At 26.3% G+C, this 22,470-nt stretch carries 19 protein-coding genes; 7 read left to right on the top strand and 12 right to left on the bottom strand.

Features of this window, described 5'->3' with window-relative positions; genetic code table 11:
- Positions 1–29: 29 nt before the first annotated feature.
- Entirely contained in the window at positions 30–2,402 is a 2,373-nt protein-coding gene (locus tag AC07E4_RS02540; RefSeq protein WP_478215652.1) for a transglycosylase domain-containing protein, read from the top strand.
- A 978-nt stretch (positions 2,403–3,380) separates the two neighbouring features.
- Here the strand turns inward: AC07E4_RS02540 and AC07E4_RS02535 are convergent.
- From AC07E4_RS02535 to AC07E4_RS02525, 3 genes are all read right to left on the bottom strand, one after another.
- Positions 3,381–4,709 (bottom strand): APC family permease, encoded by a 1,329-nt coding sequence (locus AC07E4_RS02535; protein ID WP_051540048.1) that lies wholly within the window; start codon positions 4,707–4,709, stop codon positions 3,381–3,383.
- A 670-nt stretch (positions 4,710–5,379) separates the two neighbouring features.
- Entirely contained in the window at positions 5,380–7,167 is a 1,788-nt protein-coding gene (locus tag AC07E4_RS02530) for an aminopeptidase P family protein (protein WP_034440184.1), read from the bottom strand.
- Between the two features lie 849 nt (positions 7,168–8,016).
- On the bottom strand, positions 8,017–8,610 hold the full coding sequence (locus AC07E4_RS02525) for a DUF1836 domain-containing protein (RefSeq protein WP_034440182.1): 594 nt from the start codon (positions 8,608–8,610) through the stop codon (positions 8,017–8,019).
- A 435-nt stretch (positions 8,611–9,045) separates the two neighbouring features.
- Between AC07E4_RS02525 and trhA the strand changes: the two genes are divergently transcribed.
- The 3 genes from trhA to AC07E4_RS02510 all read left to right on the top strand — a co-directional run bounded on the left by trhA (position 9,046) and on the right by AC07E4_RS02510 (position 10,910).
- Entirely contained in the window at positions 9,046–9,690 is a 645-nt protein-coding gene (gene trhA / locus AC07E4_RS02520; protein WP_034440180.1) for a PAQR family membrane homeostasis protein TrhA, read from the top strand.
- A gap of 103 nt (positions 9,691–9,793) precedes the next feature.
- Positions 9,794–10,663: a DMT family transporter gene (locus AC07E4_RS02515; RefSeq protein ID WP_478215651.1), complete on the top strand. Its 870-nt coding sequence runs from the start codon at positions 9,794–9,796 to the stop codon at positions 10,661–10,663.
- A 106-nt stretch (positions 10,664–10,769) separates the two neighbouring features.
- Positions 10,770–10,910, top strand: a complete 141-nt coding sequence (locus tag AC07E4_RS02510; protein ID WP_187372125.1) for a hypothetical protein — start codon at positions 10,770–10,772, stop codon at positions 10,908–10,910.
- Between the two features lie 31 nt (positions 10,911–10,941).
- Here the strand turns inward: AC07E4_RS02510 and AC07E4_RS02505 are convergent, their stop codons facing one another.
- From AC07E4_RS02505 to AC07E4_RS02490, 4 genes are all read right to left on the bottom strand, one after another.
- The gene (locus AC07E4_RS02505) at positions 10,942–11,286 is read right to left on the bottom strand and encodes a RidA family protein (protein ID WP_478215650.1); all 345 of its coding nucleotides are present in this window, start codon (positions 11,284–11,286) and stop codon (positions 10,942–10,944) included.
- A gap of 100 nt (positions 11,287–11,386) precedes the next feature.
- Positions 11,387–11,743: a NifB/NifX family molybdenum-iron cluster-binding protein gene (locus AC07E4_RS02500; RefSeq protein WP_034440174.1), complete on the bottom strand. Its 357-nt coding sequence runs from the start codon at positions 11,741–11,743 to the stop codon at positions 11,387–11,389.
- Between the two features lie 537 nt (positions 11,744–12,280).
- Entirely contained in the window at positions 12,281–12,874 is a 594-nt protein-coding gene (locus tag AC07E4_RS02495; protein ID WP_051540047.1) for a HutD family protein, read from the bottom strand.
- 77 nt (positions 12,875–12,951) lie between these two features.
- Positions 12,952–14,646 (bottom strand): M3 family oligoendopeptidase, encoded by a 1,695-nt coding sequence (locus tag AC07E4_RS02490; RefSeq protein ID WP_034440172.1) that lies wholly within the window; start codon positions 14,644–14,646, stop codon positions 12,952–12,954.
- A gap of 364 nt (positions 14,647–15,010) precedes the next feature.
- On the opposite strand from AC07E4_RS02490, the gene AC07E4_RS02485 reads away from it, so the two are divergent.
- Complete coding sequence (locus tag AC07E4_RS02485; protein WP_034440170.1) at positions 15,011–15,556, top strand: pyruvate kinase alpha/beta domain-containing protein; 546 nt, start codon at positions 15,011–15,013, stop codon at positions 15,554–15,556.
- A 518-nt stretch (positions 15,557–16,074) separates the two neighbouring features.
- On the top strand, positions 16,075–17,961 hold the full coding sequence (locus AC07E4_RS02480; RefSeq protein ID WP_034440168.1) for a type I glutamate--ammonia ligase: 1,887 nt from the start codon (positions 16,075–16,077) through the stop codon (positions 17,959–17,961).
- Between the two features lie 46 nt (positions 17,962–18,007).
- Here AC07E4_RS02480 and nagB read toward each other — a convergent pair whose 3' ends face one another.
- Complete coding sequence (nagB, locus tag AC07E4_RS02475) at positions 18,008–18,733, bottom strand: glucosamine-6-phosphate deaminase (protein WP_478215649.1); 726 nt, start codon at positions 18,731–18,733, stop codon at positions 18,008–18,010.
- Between the two features lie 531 nt (positions 18,734–19,264).
- Between nagB and AC07E4_RS02470 the strand changes: the two genes are divergently transcribed.
- A complete protein-coding gene (locus AC07E4_RS02470; protein WP_034440164.1) occupies positions 19,265–19,597 on the top strand; it encodes a hypothetical protein in 333 nt (110 codons plus the stop codon).
- Between the two features lie 383 nt (positions 19,598–19,980).
- On the opposite strand, the gene AC07E4_RS02465 is transcribed toward AC07E4_RS02470, so the two are convergent.
- The 4 genes from AC07E4_RS02465 to AC07E4_RS02450 all read right to left on the bottom strand — a co-directional run bounded on the left by AC07E4_RS02465 (position 19,981) and on the right by AC07E4_RS02450 (position 22,429).
- Entirely contained in the window at positions 19,981–20,106 is a 126-nt protein-coding gene (locus tag AC07E4_RS02465) for a hypothetical protein (RefSeq protein WP_278245495.1), read from the bottom strand.
- A 140-nt stretch (positions 20,107–20,246) separates the two neighbouring features.
- Entirely contained in the window at positions 20,247–21,017 is a 771-nt protein-coding gene (locus AC07E4_RS02460) for a sirohydrochlorin cobaltochelatase (protein ID WP_478215648.1), read from the bottom strand.
- Positions 21,018–21,037: 20 nt separating this feature from the next.
- Positions 21,038–21,541, bottom strand: a complete 504-nt coding sequence (locus tag AC07E4_RS02455) for an ECF transporter S component (RefSeq protein WP_034440158.1) — start codon at positions 21,539–21,541, stop codon at positions 21,038–21,040.
- A 114-nt stretch (positions 21,542–21,655) separates the two neighbouring features.
- Entirely contained in the window at positions 21,656–22,429 is a 774-nt protein-coding gene (locus AC07E4_RS02450) for a cobalt-precorrin-6A reductase (RefSeq protein WP_478215647.1), read from the bottom strand.
- Between the last annotated feature and the right edge of the window lie 41 nt (positions 22,430–22,470).

Genomic DNA, 22,470 nt, shown 5'->3' with positions numbered 1-22,470 from the left:
GAATTTATTCATCTGGAAGGAGGATTAACATGGGAAAAAGTAATACAAAAAAACAAACTAAAACGAAAAAGAAGAAAAAGAAAAGCTTTTGGAATAAGTTTTTTAAAGTTGTAGGCATATGTTTAGCTACACTTATACTTTTATCTGGTATATTTTTATTATTAAATTTCAAAAATATCCAAGCTTTCTATGACAATTCATTAAGTAAACTAAATGATATTTCTTATGAAACTTTTTTAAGTAGAATGCCTACTGTTGTTTATGATAAAGATGGTAAAGTACTTAGAGAATTTGCTCAACATGACTATGAATACTTAAATTACAAAGATATACCTAAAAATGTAGTAAATTCTTTTATAGCAATTGAGGATAATCGTTTTTGGGAACATAATGGAATTGATGTTAAGTCTTTAGCTAGAGCTAGCTTTGAACTTGTTAAAAATAGAGGTGAGATTACACAGGGTGGTTCTACAATAACTCAACAACTTGTAAAACTTACAGTATTATCTCTTGATCAGACTTTTAAAAGAAAATTTGAAGAAATAATAATTGCTGTTAATCTTGAGAAGAAGTACAGTAAGGAACAAATCATGGAGTTTTATCTAAATAATATCTATTTTGGTAATGGTAATTATGGAATAGAATCTGCATCTAGATACTACTTCAACAAACCTTGCAAAGATTTAACTTTAGGTGAAATTAGTTTTTTAACTGCTGTACCAAATAATCCAACTATGTATGATCCTTTAACAAAAAGTGATAATGTAGTTAAGCGTAAAAATTTAATTCTTGATAATATGTTAAGACTTAAATTTATTTCTCAATCAGAATACGATTCATCTAAAAACCAAAAAGTAACACTAAACATTAATAAAGATGAGTCTGTGTATGAAAATGAAGATTACAGTATATCTTATGCACTAGATTCTACTATAACTGAATTAATAAAGAATAGTGGTTTTGTATTGAGAACAGATTTTAAAAATGACACTGAAAGACAAAATTATTTTAATGAATATAATGACTTATATCAAAAGTTTAATGCTAGTGTAAGAAAAGGTGGATATAAAATATATACATCTTTAGATCCCGCAAAACAAAAATTACTTCAACAATCTGTTGATTCAAATCTTGCTGGATTTTATGAAACTGACATGGAAACGGGACTATACTCTATGCAAGGTGCAGCTGTTACTATAGATAACTCAACTGGTAATGTTGTTGCAATTGTTGGTGGACGTAATCAAGATGGAGTAGATAATACCTTCAATAGAGGTTATTTAGCTGTTAGACAACCAGGTTCTGCTATAAAACCATTAGTTGCATATACTCCTGCTTTTGAAAAAGGCTATAATGGAAATAGCATGATGGAAGATAAAGCTATTAATAATGGTCCTGCTAACTGGTATCCAGGCTATAAGGGCATGGTCAACTTAAGATATGCAACTGAAATATCAATAAATACAATTCCATTTAATCTTGTAAATGAAATAGGTGTTCCTGAATCATTAGCATATCTTCATAACATGAACTTTAAATATATAACACCTACAGATACAACTCCAATAGTTGCATTAGGAGGATTCACTAAAGGTGTTACTACTGAGGAAATGGCTGGTGCTTACTCTACCTTAGCAAGAAGTGGAAAATACATTGAAACTACTTGTATAGAAAAAATAGAAAACTACGAAAATGAAATATTATATAAAAATCTACATTCTGAGGTAGATGTCTATACTGCAACTGCTGCAGATGAAATGACTAATATTTTGGAAGGTGTTATATCTAAACCCCACGGAACTGGTTATGGGTTATCTTTAAGTAATAACATGCCTTCTGCTGGTAAAACCGGAACTACAGATGGTAATAAAGATGCTTGGTTCTGTGGATATACTCCTTATTATACAACTGCTATATATATTGGATATGATACACCTGTAGAATTATTAGATAGTTATACAAGCATACCTAAAACTATTTGGAAAGATTTTATGGAGCAAATACATTCTGGTTTACCAGTTAAACCTTTTTCACACAATGTATTATCTGAAGACTTTAATCAAACTCCAATAGAAAATACAAATAAGCAAGAAAATGATACAGAAAAAGACAAAGATAAGGATAAGGATAAAGATAAAAACAAGGACAAGGACAAAGATAAGGATAAAGACAAAAATAACGGTAATGGAAATACTAATAATAGCGGTAACGGTAATGGAAATACTGGAACTAATCCAAATCCAAACCCAACACCAAATCCAAACCCAGACCCTAATCCAAAACCAGATCCTAACCCAAATCCAGATCCTAACCCAAATCCTAATCCAACACCGGATCCTGACCCAACACCAACACCGGATCCAACACCAACTCCTAATCCGACACCAACTCCAAAACCTTAATAAATTAAAAAAGATGATACACACAGTTGTACCATCTTTTTTAATTAGCTCTTTAATATATTAATGCCACTATTTATGTTATGCCATAAAAATTTTTTCAAATCTTAAATACTTATATAATATAGGGTTCCAAGTTCAAATTCAAAATAACAAATTTATCAATTGAAAAGCTTTTTTTTTCATCAAGAAACAGGAATTATTTAAATTAGTATTTCTTTAAAAATTGATTTAGAAAATCTTATTAATTTGTGTTTTATTTTCAAGACCTGAACCCAAGGACGGGTTCAGCCACTGCCTAGACAGGATGTCGTGTGAACTAAATTTAGAAATATGTAATTCAAAATTCAATGTATATTTTTTATAAATCAAGGAAGTAATTCGCATTAATAATGGCATTTTATTAATGTGAATTGCTGACGAAGAGTTATGAAAAATAGACTAGAATTTAATTACATAGCTCTGAATTCAGTTCACTTATAACCGTTTAGTCTTGGAAATAAAATGGCAATTTCATTGGAGTTTCTTTGAGATTTTTATGAATACCGTTTTAAATAATTACTGTTTCTTGGAATACTACTATTCTCATTTAATATTTTAAATAATAGATTTCTCAAATGCTACTACTAATCTTACAGTTTATTCTGATATCATTGTTGGAACCAATTAACAATTAGCAGTTAGCAATTAACAATGATGGTTGATATTAATCACTTCGCTTTTAATATCTAAAAATAGAAGCACATAAGCTTTTAGTAATCTTTAACTAATTTGCTTTGCAAATCATTATAAAAATTGATTCAAAAAAACTGAGATTTAAGTTTTATCCTTCATTGTTAATTGTTATGTAACACTTTAATTTCTTCTTTCTCAATTAGAATAAGAATAAATTCATCTTTGAACTTGAATTCCTATATAATTTAAATTTCTATATAAAAAAAGTAGAAACTTAAAGTTTCTACTTTTTATTACACTTAAATATTAAGCAATATTTTCTTTATTTTTATTGTTATCATTTCTCTTCTTTAAGTAGAAGAATACTGGTAGTCCTATTAATGTTAATACTGAACCTACTATTGCATTTGTAAAGCTTGAAGTTAAGCAACTTATAACTATATATATACCTCCGAATATACCTACTAATGGTATTATGGGGAATAGTGGCACTTTATATTTTGCTTCCATTTTTCTTTTTCTTACTTTAAATACTCCGAATACTCCCATTACAAAGAATATCCATAGTACAAATACTATCATGTCAGTTAACGCTTGGAATGATCCTGTCGCAACGAATATTAAAGATATTGCACAAATTAATATTATAGAATTTATAGGAGTTCCAAATTTAGGGTTTATTTGTTCTAAAACTTTGCTTGCTGGTAATAATCTTTCTTTAGCCATAGCTACTGGCATTCTTGATCCAGCCATTAAGTTTCCATTTAAAGCTCCAAAAACTGAAACTAACATACCAAGTGATATTATTGTAGCACCTATTGATCCAAATAATACGTTTGCAGTGTCTGCTGCAACTGCATCTGAAGCTATAACTTCAGCCATTGGTAATGTTTTTATTATTCCAACACTGAATAATACGTATACAGCCATAACAATTGTTAATCCACCGATAATTGCTTTTGGTAAGTTTTTCTCTGGCTCTTTTATTTCACCAGCTAATGTACCTACACTTATCCAACCATCATATGCCCATAAACATCCTATTAGCGCTGCACCAAATCCACCTGTTGTAAATCCGCTAAATGATACACTTGAAAGTTCTCCACTTTTACCTTTTATGATACCAAATATTATAATTGCTGCTAATGGTAAAAGTTTACCTACTGTTGCTATAATTTGAACTTTTCCAACTAATTTAGTTGAAACCATATGTATTAATGCCATAAATATTATAAGACCTACTGCTAATAGCTTTCTTTGTATGTCGCTTAATCCACCCACTAATGGTGATGCAGTATCTGCTAAAACGATTGCACTTGCTGCTATAACTGCTGGAAAATATATAACAACTTGAACCCAACCATATAAAAATCCTACAAGATCCCCATATAATTCAGTTAAGTATGCATACAATCCACCTTCTCTTGGAATTGCTGACGCTATTTCTGCTACTGTTAATCCTGCACAAATAGTTATTATACCTGCAATAAGCCATGCTAATATTCCAAGTACTGGTGATCCAGCTTCTTTAAAAACTACAGATGCTTTGAAAAATACTCCTGATCCGATAACTACTCCTACAACTACAGAGATAGCTTCTTTTAAACCCATGCTTCTTTTGTTATCTTGTGACATTCCATTCTCTCCGTTTCTTATAAAATTTTATAATCTTTTTATAATTTAATTGCAATGTTATTGTACTCGAATTTTGTCGCTTTTGCAATAATATTTTTTTATTTTTGTTACTTTTTAAATTTTTTTGTAGTTTGATTAGTTATAATCTTCTCTTTTTAATGATTTTTATTCATTTTCTTCTATCTTTTGTTTGCTATTTTTAAATTATATTTTAATAATCGTAAAAATGAAATCGTATTCAAAATCCATTTTAAAATAATTTATTATAAAATTTCATAAAAATAAAAATAGATCATCACAAGCTATGACAATCTATTTTTACTATTAATTTTATATATTTCTATTTTAAGGTATTTTCACTTATCAATTATAGGGTTACAAGTTTAGAATTAAAATAGTATATTTATAAAATGCTACTACTAAAGTTACATGTTATTCCTATTTTTATATTGGAACCAAGTAAAAGTGAAGAGTGAAAAGTTATGGTAGTTATTACTCACTTTGTTCCTAATATCTAAAAATAGAAACACATAAAAACTAAGCTTTTATATTGTTTTCAAATAATTTGCTCTGCAAATTTAATAAAAAAATTTTTTTAAAATATAGATTAAAACTTAAAATTAAAATTCTCAACTGAAATATGAATAACTTAAAGTTTTAACTTGTATTCCTATATAGCTCTTGTCTCTAATTTTAAGAATTCTTTTTCTTCTTCATTTAAATATGGTGATAACTTTTCATAAGTCATTTTATGATAATCATTTACCCATTCTATTTCTTCTTTTGTTAGCATTTCTTTAACTATGCCATCTAAATCAAATGGACAAAATGTTATATTTTCAAATTTTAAAAATCTTCCGCCATACTCAGTAACTTCATCTTCTACTACAAATAATGTATTTTCTAATCTAATTCCATGTTTTCCTTCCTTATACACTCCTGGTTCATCTGTTACATTCATTCCAACTTCTAATTTTATATTTATAGGTACTCTAGATATTCCATGTGGTCCTTCATGAACATTTAGTAAATATCCAACCCCATGTCCTGTTCCACATTTATAATCTATTCCTTCATCCCATAACGGTTTCCTTGCTAATATATCTAAGTTGCATCCACAAGTTCCTTCTAAAAATTTAGCTTTTGACAATGCCAAATTAGATTTAACCACTAATGTAAAATCTCTTTTTTCTTCTTCTGTTAATTTTCCAAGAACAACAGTTCTTGTAATATCAGTTGTACCATCATAATATTGTCCACCAGAATCAAACAAGAAAAATCCCTCTGGTTTTAACTCACAATCTGTTTCTTCATTAGCACTATAATGCATCATTGCTGCATGCTCTTTATATCCCGCAATTGTATTAAAACTTGGTTCTATAAATAAATTATTTTTACTTCTAAATTCTGTTAACTTTTCTGATGCTGTTATTTCAGTAACTTTTTTTCCTGCTTTTACAGATTCCTTAAGCCATTTTATAAATTTCACTTCTGCAACACAATCTCTTATAGTACATTTTCTTGTGTTCTCCATCTCAACTGGATTTTTTATTCCTTTAAGCTTAGTAGTTATATTTAAAGATTCAATTTTATTTAATTGAGTCTTCATTGAACTTGTTATCATAACATTTGTCTTATTCGGATCATATAATACTACTTTATTTTTCTCAATTTCAGATACAACTTTACTAATTTCCTCATAAGTTCTTATAATTATATTTGACTTTTCTAATTCATCTTTAACATTATTAGATACTTTTTTATCATCAACAAACAAATACGCTTCATAAAGTGTAACAATTGCATATGAAATTACTACTGGATTAGCTTTTACATCTCTTCCTCTAATATTATAAAGCCATGCTATATCATCTAAGGATGATATTATAAAATAATCTGCATTTTTCTTTTTCATTTCTAACCTAACTGCTTCTAGCTTTTCTTCTCTAGATTTTCCAGCATATTTAATTTCATGAATAAAAATATCTGTACAAGGTATTTCTGGTCTATCTTTCCATATTTCATCTATTAAATCAAATTTTGTTTCAAAATTCAAATTTTTAGATGCAAACATTATTTTCATATTCTTATACATTGCTGTTGAAATTACTTCCCCGTTAAATCCAACCGTAGCATTTTCTTTTGCTATATCTTTTATCCATTCTTGATATGTTGGAACATTAGGTTGTCCCATTTTAAATAATTCTATCTCCGAATTTTTTAATTGATTTGCTGCTTGTATAAAATATCTACCATCAGTCCATAACCCTGCTTTTTCCATAGTAACTACCACAGTTCCTGCAGAACCAGTAAAACCTGAAATCCACTCACGACATTTGTAATGATCTGCTACATATTCACTTTGGTGAGAATCAAAACTTGGTATAATATAAATATCTATATTATGCTTTTTCATCACACTTCTTAATTCTTCTAATCTCTCATTTATTTTTTTCATAAAACCCCTCCTTATATAAGGTTCCAAGTTCAAGTTCAAAGTAATCTCTTTCTCAAATAATAATACTAATCTTACAGTTTATTTCTATATTTATATTCGGAACCAGTTGACAATTGAAAATTGACAATTGACAGTTATGGTTAATATTACTGATTTCATTCATAATATTTAAAATAGAAATACCTAAAAACTACGTTTTTATATTGTTTTCAATTAATTTGCTGTGCAAATTTAATAAAAAATCATTCTTTAAAATTGGAAATCCAATTTTTACATTCACTGTCCATTGTCAATTTCTAAAATATAGATTAATAATTAGCGTTAAAATTCTCAATTGAAACATGAATAACTTAAAGTTTTAACTTGGATTCCTATATAGGGTTACAAGTTTGAAGTTTAAATAATACATTTATCAATTGAAAAACTTTTTTATTTCATCAAGGAACAGGACTTATTTAAATAAGTATTTCTTTAAAAATTAATTTAGAAAATCTTATTAATTTGCGTTTTATTTTCAAGACCTGAACCCAAGGACGGGTTCAGCGACTGCCTAGACAGGACGTCGATTCAGCCGTTTAGTCTTGGAAATAAAATGGCAAATTTATTAGAGTTTCTTTGAGATTTTTATGAATAACGTTTTAAATAAGTCCTGTTTCCTTTACTACCATTATTATCATTTAATATTTGAATAACTTAAAGTTTCAACTTGGAACCCTATATGAAACATTATAATATATATTTTACACAATTTTCTAAACATTTTAAAGGTTTTATTTTTATATTTTTTATTTATATAAAAGAAAATTTCAATATGTTGAAATTTCCTTTTAAAACATATTGAAATAAATTCTATTTTTCATCATTTTCACATATTAAAAATTTATCTATCATTCTTTCTGCTAACTTTCTTTGAATATTGGCAGAGTAAATTAATATTAATACTGTTATAAATACTTTTCCGTAATCATCTGATTCCATATTATTTATATTATTTATCTTTTCCTCAATATTTTTTAAATTATCTTCAATTTCATTTTTTTTAATTTCATAAAAACTTTCATATAATTTACTTAACTTTTTCTTTTCATCTTCTTTTAAATTTTCATCTTCAAAATTAGCAATCATTGGATTAAATAACTTTTTTATATCTTGAATACTTAAACTTTGTTTTAAATTATATATTATACACATTAATATTATGTGCTCTTTTGTATATTTCTTTTTGTCAGGTGCCATTAAAAGTTTATCTTTTGCGTAATTATTAATCATGGTTTTAGTAAGTAATTTGTCTTCTTCAGTTCTTTTATTTTCACCTAAATTTTTATCAAATAATGTTATAATTTGATCCATATATAAATCAATATCTGGTATTTTAGATAACTCCATATAATCATCTAGTTTCATTTCATTTAAAGCACTTAAAATTTCATTTTTATTATACATACTTCCTCTCCTTATCATAACTCTACCATTTTTAACTTCTATTTCTAATAGCAAAAGAAATTTAAGAATGAATTTTTTTAAATGGTGGATAATATATTTATTCAAAATTAATCTTCTATAAACAATTCTTTTAAATTTTCAACTTAATTATCTAGTATATAGAGTTCTAAGTTCATATTTTAGTTTCTATATTTATCAAATAAAATATGAATAACTTAAGTTTTCAAATTAGAATCTTATAATATATTTTCTTTTTAAGTATATTGTCACATTATAGATTCATTATGTCAATATTTATATTGTATTTTGTGTTTTGATAAACTATATTATTAAATATTATTTTTTATGTTTATTTTAATTTCATTTGTGTTATAATATAAATATACTAAAACATAGTTTTTAAAACTACATTCAAATTTATTAGGAGGTATTTTAATGAATAAATATTTTCGCGAACCAGTAAGTGGTTTTACACATCTTTTTGGAGCTGTATTTTCTTTAATAGGATTAGTTTCACTAATCCATAGAGAGTTTATAAATAGAACGGGAATCTCTTCCTTAGTTGGAGTTATAATTTTTGGTTTAAGTTTAATATTTCTTTATACTGCAAGTACAATTTATCACTTAGTTGTTTCTTCTGATAAAGTTATAAAAGTGTTAAAGAAACTAGATCACTCTATGATTTTTATATTAATTGCTGGAACTTATACTCCAATATGTCTTATAGGTCTACAATCTTACTTAAAGTGGGGTTTACTTATATTTATTTGGACACTTTCTATAATAGGAATCATATTGAAAGTAAAATGGATAGATTGTCCTAAATGGGTTTCATCTGTTTTATATGTAAGTCTTGGTTGGATAGCAGTATTTATATTATCTCCTTTATCTAAAACAGTTGCTCCTGAAGTTATATATCTTCTAGTTTTAGGTGGAGTCTTATATACTATAGGTGCAGTTATATATTGCATAGAGAAAAAAGGTTCCAAAAGAACTTTCGGTGCTCATGAAATTTTTCATATATTCGTAATGCTTGGAAGTTTAGCTCACTATATGTGCATTTTTAAATATCTAATCTAATTTTAAATATAAATGTAAGGAAATCTCTGTACTTTCCTTGCATTTTTTCTTGTTTTTATGGATAATGATATTGATTATTATTTTAAAGAGAGGATTTTAAAAAATGAGTAATAGAAATAAAGGTATTTTATTTATAATTTTATCGGCATTTGGATTTGCCATGATGTCAACCTTCGTCAAGCTATCTGGAGATTTACCATCTTTTCAAAAAACTTTTTTCAGAAATTTAGTTTCATGTGTTATAGCCTTTTTCATGATAGTTTATCATAAGGAAAGTTTCTTTGGTAAAAAGGAAAATCGTAAAACATTACTATTAAGATCTGCCTTTGGAACCATAGGAATTATATTAAACTTTTATGCAATAGATCACTTAATACTTTCTGATGCCAATATGTTAAATAAACTTAGTCCATTTTTTGTAATAATATTTTGTGCTTTATTCTTAAAAGAGAAAATTAAAATCAATCAAATTTTAGCTGTTATAGTAGCCTTCATAGGTGCTCTATTTATAATAAAACCAGCCCTTAATATAGATATGGTTCCATATTTAATAGGTTTATGTTCAGCTATATTTGCAGCTGCTGCATATACTTTTGTAAGAATTTTAGGTGGAAAAGAAAAATATTATACTGTTGTTTTCTTCTTTTCATTTTTTTCAACAGTAGTTATATTGCCATTTTTCCTTCTTACATATAAATCTATGACACTTATACAATTTTCTTATCTAATTCTAGCAGGGGTGTTTGCAACTATTGGTCAATTTGGAATAACACTTGCTTATAAATATGCACCTGCTAAAGAAATATCAATTTTTGATTATTCTAATATAATTTTTTCAGCAATAATAAGCATGCTATTATTTAATCAAATACCAGATAAATTTAGTTTCTTAGGTTATATAATTATTTTTTCTGCATCATTTTACATGTTCCTATATAATAAAAAGCTAGATAAAGTTGTAAGAAAAAGCTAGGAATACATAAACTTCTTTAGTGGAATACTATTAAAAACAAGTTAAAAGTTATACCTCTTTCAATTAAGAAATTAATTTTTAACTTTCAAACTATAGGAGGTTTCTTATGGATAATAATAAGAGTAGAGTTAAAGAAGATTATAAAACTAGTGCAGAACTTAGAAAAATGTATCCAAAAGATGGTGGCGATGTTGGCATAATCAATGGTCATAAAATTTCAAATCCAAAAGGAAAAAAACATCAATAAAAAATGAGAAGACTAAAATCTTCTCATTTTACTATTTTACAGCAGCTATTACTGACATTTCTACTAATATTTCTTCTCTTGCCATTTTAGCTTCAACACAAGCTCTAACTGGCTCAAATCCATCTATAACCCATGCATCCCAAATTTCATTCATTTCACTAAACATAGCCATATCTTTTACATATATTGTAGTTGAAATTATGTGTTTTTTATCTGAGCCATATTTCTCTAATAACTCTTCAATTTTCTTTAAGACTCCTGCAGTCTGTTCCTTCATATTTCCTTCTCCTGAAGTTTGACCACATAAGTATATTGTGCCATTATTTATAACACAACGGCTCATTCTTCCAGTACCTTCAAATCTTTCAATTGTCATAGTCTAATTTCTCCTATACTTGATAAAAATTTATTATTAATTATCTTGTAGTCAAATTATACTAGACATTTTATATTTTTTCAAATATCAGTGAATGAATTTACTGATGATGATGCTCTCCATGATGATTACACATCACTTGTCTGTCTTTTAAATTTCCTAATTTATATTCATTAATTACATCTTCAATATTTCCTGATGCTCCTCTTATAACTTCTAATCCTTTTAATTTTAAAGCATCATATGCACCTTTACCGATTCCACCTGTTATAACTACAGATACACCCTCTTTAACAAGAAGTTCAGAAAGTCCACCATGATTATGTTGTAGTTCTAAAGCAGATATCTCTTTACCTTCAACTACATTATTATTTTCTAATTCTACAATATAGAAACTTTCACTTCTTCCAAAATGTTGATTTATTACTTCTCCGTTCTTTGGCATAGCTATTTTCATTTTTCATACCTCCACAATATCTTTATTGACTTAATATTACCATAATACTATATGAATTTACCAAATTGCTTTAAGTTTGTATATTGGCATACGCCATTAACTTCTTCATGTTTTCTTTACCTTTCTCCGTTTTTTTCAATATACCTCCAATATAGTATTATAATTTAAGTTTAGAACCAATTAACAATGATGTTGGATATCCCCGGGGATTGAAATCCCCGCTACAATGTTTTATTTGTACTTCAAATAAAATTAATATAATATTTATCCATAAAAGTTCATTTTGGAGAATAAATTCCCCACCATAATGTTCTTACTAACCATAGTTTTAATAGTAACTATCACTATTACTTTTTTATATAGTTTTTAAATATCTCTTTGTGAACTGAAATACGCATAATTAATTTTTTGAACTTGTATTCCTATATAGGATTTGAAATTTAAAATAATCTTTTTACAAATTAAATAATTACTGTTTCCTTTACTACTAATATTCTCATTTATTATTTGAATAATTTCATTTTTCAGCTTGGAACCCTATAATATTATCTTAGAATCAATCAAATTTACTACTCCATTACTTTTAAATTTAATTTTTATTTTTTCATCTCTTTCTGTAGTTTCTATTATAAGAAGTTCCCCACTTTTTAATATTCCTTCTTTTTCATTTACACTAAACATTAATTCTTCTTTTGGAAGATAAAAACATTCAAAACTTACTCCCTTACTTTTTTTATTTATAGTTATTTCTTTAAATCTATTTAAATTAACTATACTCACATTCCCTTTTGCACCATTTTTCAGCATAAGATTGAAATCTCTTGCTTTCCCAAAGCTTTTTGTACTATCTTCTCCTGAAAAATTATGAACTTCAAATGGTTTTAACTTAATTTCATCATCTTCATTATGAGTAATAGCTAATTCATTATCTAATGACAATATATATCTATCAACACCTTCTAAATATGTAAATTCAGATTTTTCAACTTCAACAGTTGCAGAACTTAATCTAAATAAAAATTCTCTTTCATTATAATTTCCATCTTCAGGATATATATATATTTCATTAGTTTTTCCCCCACTCCAGTTAGAAACCTTTTGCATATCTTTCTTTATTAATTTCAAGTTCATATTTACACCCCATTTTCTATATTTTTAAATTGAAAAAAATGAACTCAAAATTTATTGAGTTCATTTTCTATTTTTAATTATAGTTTGCTATCATCTACATTTTTTAACCATTTATCAATTTCATCTATTATAGAACTAACGCAACCATCTTTAAATGGTGATTTAAGATTTGCACATTCTACAAGTTCTAAGAATGATTTTGTTCCACCAACACTACATAATCTTAAATAGTCACTCCATGCTTCTTCTCTGTTATCCATCATCTTTTTCCAGAATTGAAGTGCACATATTTGTGCTAATGTATAATCTATATAATAGAATGGCATTTGGAATATATGTCCTTGTTGGAACCACCATCCTCCTCTTTCAAGGAAATCGCAATCTTCATAATTTTTGTGTGGTAGATATTGTCTTTCTAAATCTCTCCATGCATTTTTTCTTTCTTCTGGAGTAGCAGTTGGATTTTCATAAACATAATGTTGGAATGCATCTACTGTAATTCCATAAGGTATAAATTTAATAGCTGATCCTAAATGTATAAATTTATATTTATCAGCATCTTCTTTAAAGAATAAGTTCATCCAAGGCCATGTAAAGAATTCCATACTCATAGAATGTATTTCACAACTTTCAAATGTTGGGAAGTTGCATTCTGGAATTTCTATCCATCTTGATTGATATGCTTGGAAAGCATGACCTGCTTCATGTGTAAGCACATCTACATCACCTGATGTTCCATTAAAGTTTGAAAATATAAATGGTGCTTTATAGTTTGGAATATAATCGCAGTATCCACCGCCTCTTTTTCCTTTTTTAGTTACAAGGTCTAAAAGATTGCTATCAACCATAAAATTAAAGAATTCTTTAGTTTCTGGTGATAATTCTGAATACATCTTCATTCCATTATCTATTATCCATTGTGGCTCCCCTTTTGGTGTAGCATTTCCACTTAAAAATTCAAATTTTTCATCAAAACATCTTAATTTATCTAAATTTAATCTTTTTTCTTGTCTTTCATAAAGTTTATTTGCTACTGGCACAATATAATCTAAAACTTGTTTTCTAAAATTTGATACCATTTCAGGATTATAATCACTTCTCATCATTCTTACATAACCAAGTTCAACGTAGTTTTTATATCCTAATTTTTTAGCCATTTTATCTCTAACTTTAACAAGTTCATCATATATTCTATCAAATTCAGCTTCATTTTTTACAAAGAAATCATATTTAGCTTTAGTAGCTTCTTTTCTAACTTCTCTATCTTTATCTATAGTAAAAGGTGCAATTCCTGGAAGGTTTCTTTCTTCACCTTTAAACATAATCTTAGCTGAAGCTATTAATTTTGAATACTCTGTTACTAATTTATTTTCTATTTGCATATCTTCTATAATTTCTGGTGAAAAAGATTTTATTGAAAACTCTGCTAAGTTTAAAAATTGTTTTCCAAATTTTTCACTAAGTTGTTTCTTAAATTTAGAATCTACTAATGCTTTATAGAAATTAGAATTTAACTCTTCATATAATGGATCATATTCATCCCAATACTCTCTTTCCTTAGCATAAAATGGTTCATTTGTATCAATATCATGTCTTATATTTGAAATTATTCTCATACTCATTAAATCATTTCTAAGAGTATTTATGTTTTTCATATCTTCAATTTGTTCTTCTGCACTATTAGCATTTTTAAATTCTTCTATTAATGCAGTAAGATTATTTTTGTACTCTTCATAATTAGGTCTTTCATATTTGTAATCTTCAAATCTCATACTTTCTCCTCTTTTCCTTTATCTTTTAAAATAAATCTTATTTCAATCCCTCACTTATATACTAAAGTAAAATTTAAAATTTTCCAATATATTTATGAAATTTTTTTTATTTTTTTATTTTTCTAAATTATATTATTTTTTTATAATTATTTTTTCAAATATTTAACACCAATTATATGAATGTTTAAACTGTATCTATTATTTCATAATGTATACAGTCATTAATTTTTCTATTAAATAATATTTTTTAAGTTTACAAATAACATATTTTAAAATTTATTCATTAAAAGAATAATCTATAATAACTTTTAACTATATTTTATGTTAAGATGTTTTTAGATATTTATTTTGGGAGGTATATATTATGTATTTTGATAAACCTGGTATAGAGAATACAGAAAAAACTATAGAATTAGCAATAAAAATAGCTAAAGAAAGAAACATTAAAAATATAGTAGTTGCAACTAGTACTGGTGAGACTACTAAATATTTTAAAAATACAGATGACTTAAATATTGTTTGTGTAACACACGCTTATGGTTTTCAAGAAGGCGGAAAAATTGACATAACAGATGACGAAAGAAAAAATCTTATAAATAAAGGATTTAAAGTTTTAACTACAACTCATGCTTTAAGTGGTGCTGAAAGAGGACTTTCTAAAAAATTTGGTGGTATATCCCCTATAGAAATAATGGCTCATACTTTAAGAATGTTTGGTCAAGGAACTAAAGTTGCTGTAGAAATAGCTATCATGGCTTGTGACAGTGGATTAATTCCTTATATGGAACCAGTTATTTCTATAGGTGGTAGTAGCCGTGGTGCTGATACTGCTTTAATTTTAAGATCTGCTCATGCTAATAATATTTTAGACACAAAAATTGATGAAATAATTTGTAAACCTATTCTTTAGTCTGTTAATTATATATTTTTTCATTCTACAAATGTACGTAAAATAACTAGTATTGAACTTTGTTGTTTTACGTACATTTATATTTTATTTTTTTTATCATTCGTATTATTTTAAAGCATTTTGCATATTCAATGATTTTAAGTTTCATTTTCTTAATTTCAAGTTCTAAATTAATTACTTTTTTTCTTAAACTTGTTCATATGTTATAAATTTTTAATTTCACATTAATTCTTTACATTGGAATCAATAGAATCACACTCAAAACATGTGGTTATAACTATTAATTGTAAATTTTTAAAATCTACATCAAAAAATATTTTATAATTAAAGCTTATTTTACACATCTCTTTTTATTAAATAAAAAATGTTTTGTTTTACAACTTTAAAGCCTTAAAATACAATATTACTCGTTTGAAATTTCATTTTATATATTTTTCTTTTTATTTTTTATTGACATTGTTCGCAACATTGCATATATTATATATTAAATTTAATTTTAATTAAGGGGATGTTTTTTTATGAATACAGATTTAATTTATACAATACCAAAAGATTTACATACTAAAGAATATCTTAAAACATTGCTTATTAATCATCCTGAGATAAAATTCGTATCTCTTTTAGGAGTTGATTTACTTTTTAACGATATAGACGAAAAAATTCCTGTAAATTTATTTTTAGACGATTTAGATACATTTTTACATAGTACAGCTATAAAAACAGATGGTTCATCTGTTAATCTACCTGGAATAGCTACACTTAATAATGCTCAAGTTGATATTAAAGTTGATTTAGATTCAACTTGGTTTGTTGATTATAATAATGAACATATAGATACTATTACAAATAAACCTGTTGGAACATTAAAAATTCCGTCTTTTCTTTTCCACGAAGGAATTGCCGTTGATTCAAGAAGCATATTAAAAGAAACAATAGCTTATTTAAAAAGCGATTTACTTGAAAAATTCAAAGATTCTAAAGTGCTTAACTTTTATGGTATAAATTTTGAAGATATTTTAGATGTAGATGTGACTATGGCAACTGAATTAGAATTTTGGGTTAAAACTCCAAATGAACTTGCAGATATAGAAGAACTTTCTACATCACAAGTTTTAAAAGAACAATATTGGAAAAGAACTAAAGGTTCTGTTCGTACTGCCTTAGAGCAAACATTACTGGCTATGGAAAAATATAACCTTAAGCCTGAAATGGGACACAAAGAAGTTGGTGGAGTTAAAGCTCAACTTGATAATAGTGGAAATTTGACTCATATAATGGAGCAACTTGAAATAGATTGGAAATATTCTGATGCAATAACTTGTTGTGACAATAATTTAATAGTTAGAAATTTAATAAAAGAAATTTTTAGACAAAATGGACTTGAAGTAACATTTATGGCAAAGCCTATTGATAATGTTGCTGGAAGTGGAAAGCATATTCATCTAGGTATAACTTTAAAATTAAGAAATGGTAAAAAAATAAATCTATTTCATAATGATGATGATTATATAAGTCCTTTAGGTTATGGAGCTTTAATGGGTGTATTGAAAAATTACGAAGTCATTAATCCTTTCATATCAAATTCAATAGATGCACTTAAAAGGTTAAAACCTGGCTTTGAAGCACCTGTTTGTACTTGTACATCACTTGGATTAAGTAGTGATCTTCCTTCAAGAAATAGAACAGTTCTTATAGCTCTTATACGTGAGGGAGATAATCCTTACAGTACAAGATTTGAACTTAGATCGCCTTGTCCACACACTAATAGTTACTTAGCTACAACTGCATGTATACTTTCTATGCTTGATGGAATGACTTATGTTATCAAAAATAATAAATGTAGCGAAGAATTATTGAATGAAATTTCTAAAGACTATGAAAATCCTGCATCTTACTTAGAAAGAAATCGTAAATATAGAACAGAGTCTAATATATTTACTGATTATTCAACTATGGAACTTGAAAAATATTTTGGTATTTCGCCAAAAACAGTGCTAGAAAATTTAAATGCTTTTGATATGTATAGAGATAAATTAGAAGTTTTAAAATATGGTGATATTTTAACTAGCGCCATAATAAACAGTTATAAACTTGGTGTTCTTGATAGATATTTAAATGAACTTACAGGTAGAGTAATTCCACATTATACAAAAGATATTCGTTCGTTTAAAAAATTAACTCATGATGACTCGTGTGCATTTGACGTAGAAAATTGGAATAAAGTTCAAACATTAAAAGAATATTTAATGAAAGATAGCTATGATAATTTAAGTTTATTTTCAAAATTGAAAAATGCTATAAAGAATAATAATTTAGAAGATGTTTCTAATTTACAATTAGAACTTGACGAAAAAATGATTATTCTTAGAAAATTATATAACAAATATAAACAAAACATAATCTAAAAGAAAAAGTACATATAATTTATATGTACTTTTTCTATGATAAAATTTATATATATTTTCCACTTTCTTCATCTACAATTAATGTAACATCATCATGAAGTTGTAATATAGATGCTGGCAAATTAGGTGTGATACTTCCATAAACTGTTTTTCTTATTATCTCAGCCTTTTCTTCGCCACTTGCAATTAATATTATTTTTCTAGCACTCATTATAGTTTTCACACCCATACTAATAGCTTTAGTAGGTACATCTTCTAAACTATCAAAAAACCTTGAATTAGCTTTTATTGTATCGTCCTTAAGTTCTACTAAATGAGTATGTGCTTTAAACTCTTCACAAGGTTCATTAAAACCAATATGGCCATTTCTTCCAATTCCAAGCAATTGTAAATCTATTCCACCAGCTTCATGTATCTTTCTTTCATATTCCTCACATTCTTTTTCAACATCCTCAGCTAATCCATTTGGAATATTTATATTCTCTTCTTTTATATCTATGTAATTAAACAAATTATTTTTCATAAAATAATTATAACTATTTTTATTCATTGGATTTATACCATAGTATTCATCTAAATTAAAAGATTTTACATTTTCAAATGTTATTAAATCTTTATTAAAAATGTTTATTAGCTCTTCATATGTACCTATTGGTGTAGATCCTGTAGCAAATCCAATAACACTTTGCGGTTTTAAAAGCACTTGATCTCTTATAATTTTAGCAGCTTCAAAACTAATTTCCCTGTAATTTCTTAATTTTATAATATTCATTTTATCACCTCTGTTTTTAGGATTCCAAGTTCAAAGTTAAAATAACCTCTTTATCAAATTACAATTTTAAAGCTTTAGTTCATTCCATTATAATATTGGGACCAATTAACAATGATGGTGAATATCCCAGGGATTGAAATCCCAGCTACAATGTTTTATTTGTACTTCAAATAAAACTAATATACTATTTATTATAAAATGTTCAATTTGAAGAATGAATTCCCCATTACAATGTCTATTTAGTGGTTATAATTATGTTTTTCTATTTTTTTCAATTACTTTATTTTGCAAATTTCACATTCCATATCCACTATCAATTATTCATTGTGAATTTTTTAAAATAAATCAAAACTTAGAATTAAAATTATCAATTAATAAATTTGTAGACTAAACTATTAACTTGGAGTTCTATACTTTTTTAATATTTACATTATACTACATTTTTCTTATTTTTCTAAATTTTATTAACCAAACTTCATATATTTTAATAAACTAATTGTAACAATACTTTTATAATTTGGAGGTCTTGATATGATTTGTGCTTTTGGTGGATTAATTTTCATTTTCATAGGAATCATTTTTTGCTTATATCCTTCAAAAAAAGAAAGAACATTTGCTTATGATTCTTCAAATACTAATGATAAATTATCTTTTAAAAAAGAAAATTTTTATGGCAAGTTTTTAATAATTCTAGGAGTTTTTTTGTTGTTGCTAGGTACACTTTTGTTTTATTTTATAGATAGTAGTATTTTTATGTATGTAGAATTCATAGTATTTATATCATCTGTAATATTATCTATCTTGTTTTGGGATAAGTATATTAAATTGTTAATTAAAAATTTGAATAATAAAAATAAATTTTAAATAAAGGAGTTGTTATAAATACAATGCTTTCTATAATTCTTTCATTATTTTCACTATTTGCTGGCATTCTCTTTATAATATACAGTCCTAGAAAACCTAGCTTACCTACTAAAAATGATTACTACGGAGAAGTCCAAAGATACCTTGGAAAGTATTTACTAACACTTGGAATATTTTTAGGTTTAATTGGTATCTTCTTTTATTTATTAAAAAATCCAAACTTCCTTATATATGAAATAATTTTAATAATTATTTCAATATGTCTATTTCTTATTTCATTAAAATTACAAATAAATAAAAAATAAATTAAAGAAATTAAAAACAAGAGATAAACATAAAATTTCAATTAATTTTATTTCTATCTCTTGTTTTTATAAATATTGTTATTCTATTCCTCTAACAGAGTCTACTATGCTTTCTTTAAATAGTTTTCTAAGGCTAATAACGATGCTATTACACATAATTAATACAGTTCCAAATAAAGTTATTATTACAGTTGCATATGGCAAACTGCATTGAATCCCCCTTATTCCTTGTCTTTTTTATTTAAATATAAAATGCCCTTTAGTGATATTCCAACTAATTTTTCACTTTCATTTTTTTATAATTTTAAAAGCCATAAATCTTATAAATTTATGGCTTCTTTAAGTTATTTATTTATCATAGATTTTATTTTATCTACATATATGTTTTGGAAATTTTCATTTTCTCCTAGTCCTTTAAGATATGTATTAACTTTAAATCCTTCTTTTTCTAAGATTGATTTCCATGAATCCTCTTCATCTGATGCCATATCATTTTTTGCATGATCTCCTGCTACAAGCATTAATGGCATTAATGTTAATTCTTTTACTTCTTTTTCTTTTAAATCTTCAAGTACATCTTCTATTAATGGATATCCTTCAACAGATGCAAAGAATAATTTTTCTAGTCCCATTTTATGTGCTATATATTCAAATTGGAAATAAGCTGAATTAGCTCTATGTGCTGTTCCATGAGACATAAGAAGAACTGACTCATTGTTTGGAAGTTGAGATTTTAATGCTTCTACAGCTTTAAAATAGTCTTCATTATCATATAAAAGTGGAGTTCCAAGTTCTAATTTTTCAAAGTCCTCTTTATATACTTTAACTCCATCTCTTATTTTGTCATATTCTTCACCATATATTATGTGTAATGGTTGAACATATACTTCTTTAAAGCCTTCATCTTTTAATTTATCTAATGCTTCTTTAACTGTATCTATAGATAAATTATCCCTATTTTTTAATTTCTTTATTATCATATTTGAAGTAAATGCTCTTCTTACTTCAAAATCCTTAAATTCATTTCTTATTTTATTTTCTGTAGCTTCTATACAAGATTCTAATTGGCATTTAAAACTAGTACCAAAACTAACAACTAATATTGCTTTGTTCATTTCCCCAATCTCCTTTGTTTTTACTCTACATATTTTGTTGGTATAGCCTTAACTAAAATAAGTGCTAGTAATATATTAAATATTGCTGCTGCTGTTAATATTGGAATCATTGCAATTATTCCTGCTTTCATTTCTGCTGGTACAACAAATGATACAATATATGTTGATATTGGAGCATTTAATAATGTTCCTACAATTAATAAAACTATATCTGTAACTTTAGATTTTTTAGCTTTAAAATAATTATATATGTATCCAAAGACTAGCATTGTAACTGCCATATTAACTGCTATTACACTATGTACTGGTATAGTTAATGGAAACCCACTTGTTATAGCTGTTAAAAGATGTCCTATTGCTCCTATAATTGCCCCATACACTGGTCCTAACATCATTGCACCTAAAAATCCTGGCATAGAATCAAATGCTATACTTCCTCCAAATATTTTAATATTTGCACCAATAAAACTTATTGCAATAAACATTGCCATCATTACTAACTTTTTAGTTTTGTTATCCTTCATCTAAAATTTCCTTCCTTCGTAACTGTGACTTTAACTACATCAAATTCAGAGGTTAAAACCTCCTCTACAGTAATTTAATAAACTGTACTCTAATCTTAAACTTCATTTTATAAATTATATATTCAAATAGGATTTAACTATATAATTCACTAATTCTTCTTCATTGTTAAACACAACTTTATAATTAGTTTTATTTCTACCTATTACTATAGACAAAATATCTCTTTCTTTTGCTGCTTCTAACTTTTCAATAGTTCCACCATTTACTCCACTATCTTTTAGTAGTATTGCTGAAACTTTAAACTCATCTATAAAGCTTAAATTAAGCTCCTTAGAAAAAGGTCCCTTCATTCCTATTATATCTTCTACTTTTACACCTTTTTCTTCACATTCTGTAATTACTTTTAGTGTTGGTAGTACTCTATGAATTATCCTATTTTCTAGATTTAAATTTAATATTTTATCTATATTTCTACTTCCTGCAGTATTTAAAATACAGCCTTCTATATTCTTTAATACATCATATAAAGCTTCATAATTTTCAACTTCTACTACATTTTCTAAATGAATATAATCTTCTACTATAGACTTTCTTTCAAATCTAATATAATTTATATTTAATTCACTACAAACTTCCATAGCATTTTTAGTAATTTCTAAAGCATATGGATGTGATGCATCTACAAGTGTATGAACATTATTCTTTTTTAAAGTTTCCTTTAATTCATCTTTTGTCAAAGGCTTTTCATTTAACGCTTTATACTTATAATTTTGAAGTAACTCTCCACCATAACTACTAGCTACAGACAAAAACAAATCATCAGTATACTTATTAAGCTTTTCTACTATAACCTTACCTTCACTTGTACCTAAAATAAGACCTATCACTTAAACCACCAACCCTTCATATTTGGAACCAGTTGACAATT

The sequence above is a fragment of the Clostridium amazonense genome, assembly GCF_056431285.1.
This window is presented reverse-complemented; position numbering and strand designations above follow the sequence as displayed.

Bases quoted from the DNA above. Each gene is read 5' to 3' on its own strand.
- AC07E4_RS02540 (WP_478215652.1), top strand. From the start codon at position 30: ATGGGAAAAAGTAATACAAAAAAACAAACTAAAACGAAAAAGAAGAAA.
- AC07E4_RS02535 (WP_051540048.1), bottom strand. From the start codon at position 4,709: ATGTCACAAGATAACAAAAGAAGCATGGGTTTAAAAGAAGCTATCTCT.
- AC07E4_RS02530 (WP_034440184.1), bottom strand. From the start codon at position 7,167: ATGAAAAAAATAAATGAGAGATTAGAAGAATTAAGAAGTGTGATGAAA.
- AC07E4_RS02525 (WP_034440182.1), bottom strand. From the start codon at position 8,610: ATGTATAATAAAAATGAAATTTTAAGTGCTTTAAATGAAATGAAACTA.
- trhA (WP_034440180.1), top strand. From the start codon at position 9,046: ATGAATAAATATTTTCGCGAACCAGTAAGTGGTTTTACACATCTTTTT.
- AC07E4_RS02515 (WP_478215651.1), top strand. From the start codon at position 9,794: ATGAGTAATAGAAATAAAGGTATTTTATTTATAATTTTATCGGCATTT.
- AC07E4_RS02510 (WP_187372125.1), top strand. From the start codon at position 10,770: ATGGATAATAATAAGAGTAGAGTTAAAGAAGATTATAAAACTAGTGCA.
- AC07E4_RS02505 (WP_478215650.1), bottom strand. From the start codon at position 11,286: ATGACAATTGAAAGATTTGAAGGTACTGGAAGAATGAGCCGTTGTGTT.
- AC07E4_RS02500 (WP_034440174.1), bottom strand. From the start codon at position 11,743: ATGAAAATAGCTATGCCAAAGAACGGAGAAGTAATAAATCAACATTTT.
- AC07E4_RS02495 (WP_051540047.1), bottom strand. From the start codon at position 12,874: ATGAACTTGAAATTAATAAAGAAAGATATGCAAAAGGTTTCTAACTGG.
- AC07E4_RS02490 (WP_034440172.1), bottom strand. From the start codon at position 14,646: ATGAGATTTGAAGATTACAAATATGAAAGACCTAATTATGAAGAGTAC.
- AC07E4_RS02485 (WP_034440170.1), top strand. From the start codon at position 15,011: ATGTATTTTGATAAACCTGGTATAGAGAATACAGAAAAAACTATAGAA.
- AC07E4_RS02480 (WP_034440168.1), top strand. From the start codon at position 16,075: ATGAATACAGATTTAATTTATACAATACCAAAAGATTTACATACTAAA.
- nagB (WP_478215649.1), bottom strand. From the start codon at position 18,733: ATGAATATTATAAAATTAAGAAATTACAGGGAAATTAGTTTTGAAGCT.
- AC07E4_RS02470 (WP_034440164.1), top strand. From the start codon at position 19,265: ATGATTTGTGCTTTTGGTGGATTAATTTTCATTTTCATAGGAATCATT.
- AC07E4_RS02460 (WP_478215648.1), bottom strand. From the start codon at position 21,017: ATGAACAAAGCAATATTAGTTGTTAGTTTTGGTACTAGTTTTAAATGC.
- AC07E4_RS02455 (WP_034440158.1), bottom strand. From the start codon at position 21,541: ATGAAGGATAACAAAACTAAAAAGTTAGTAATGATGGCAATGTTTATT.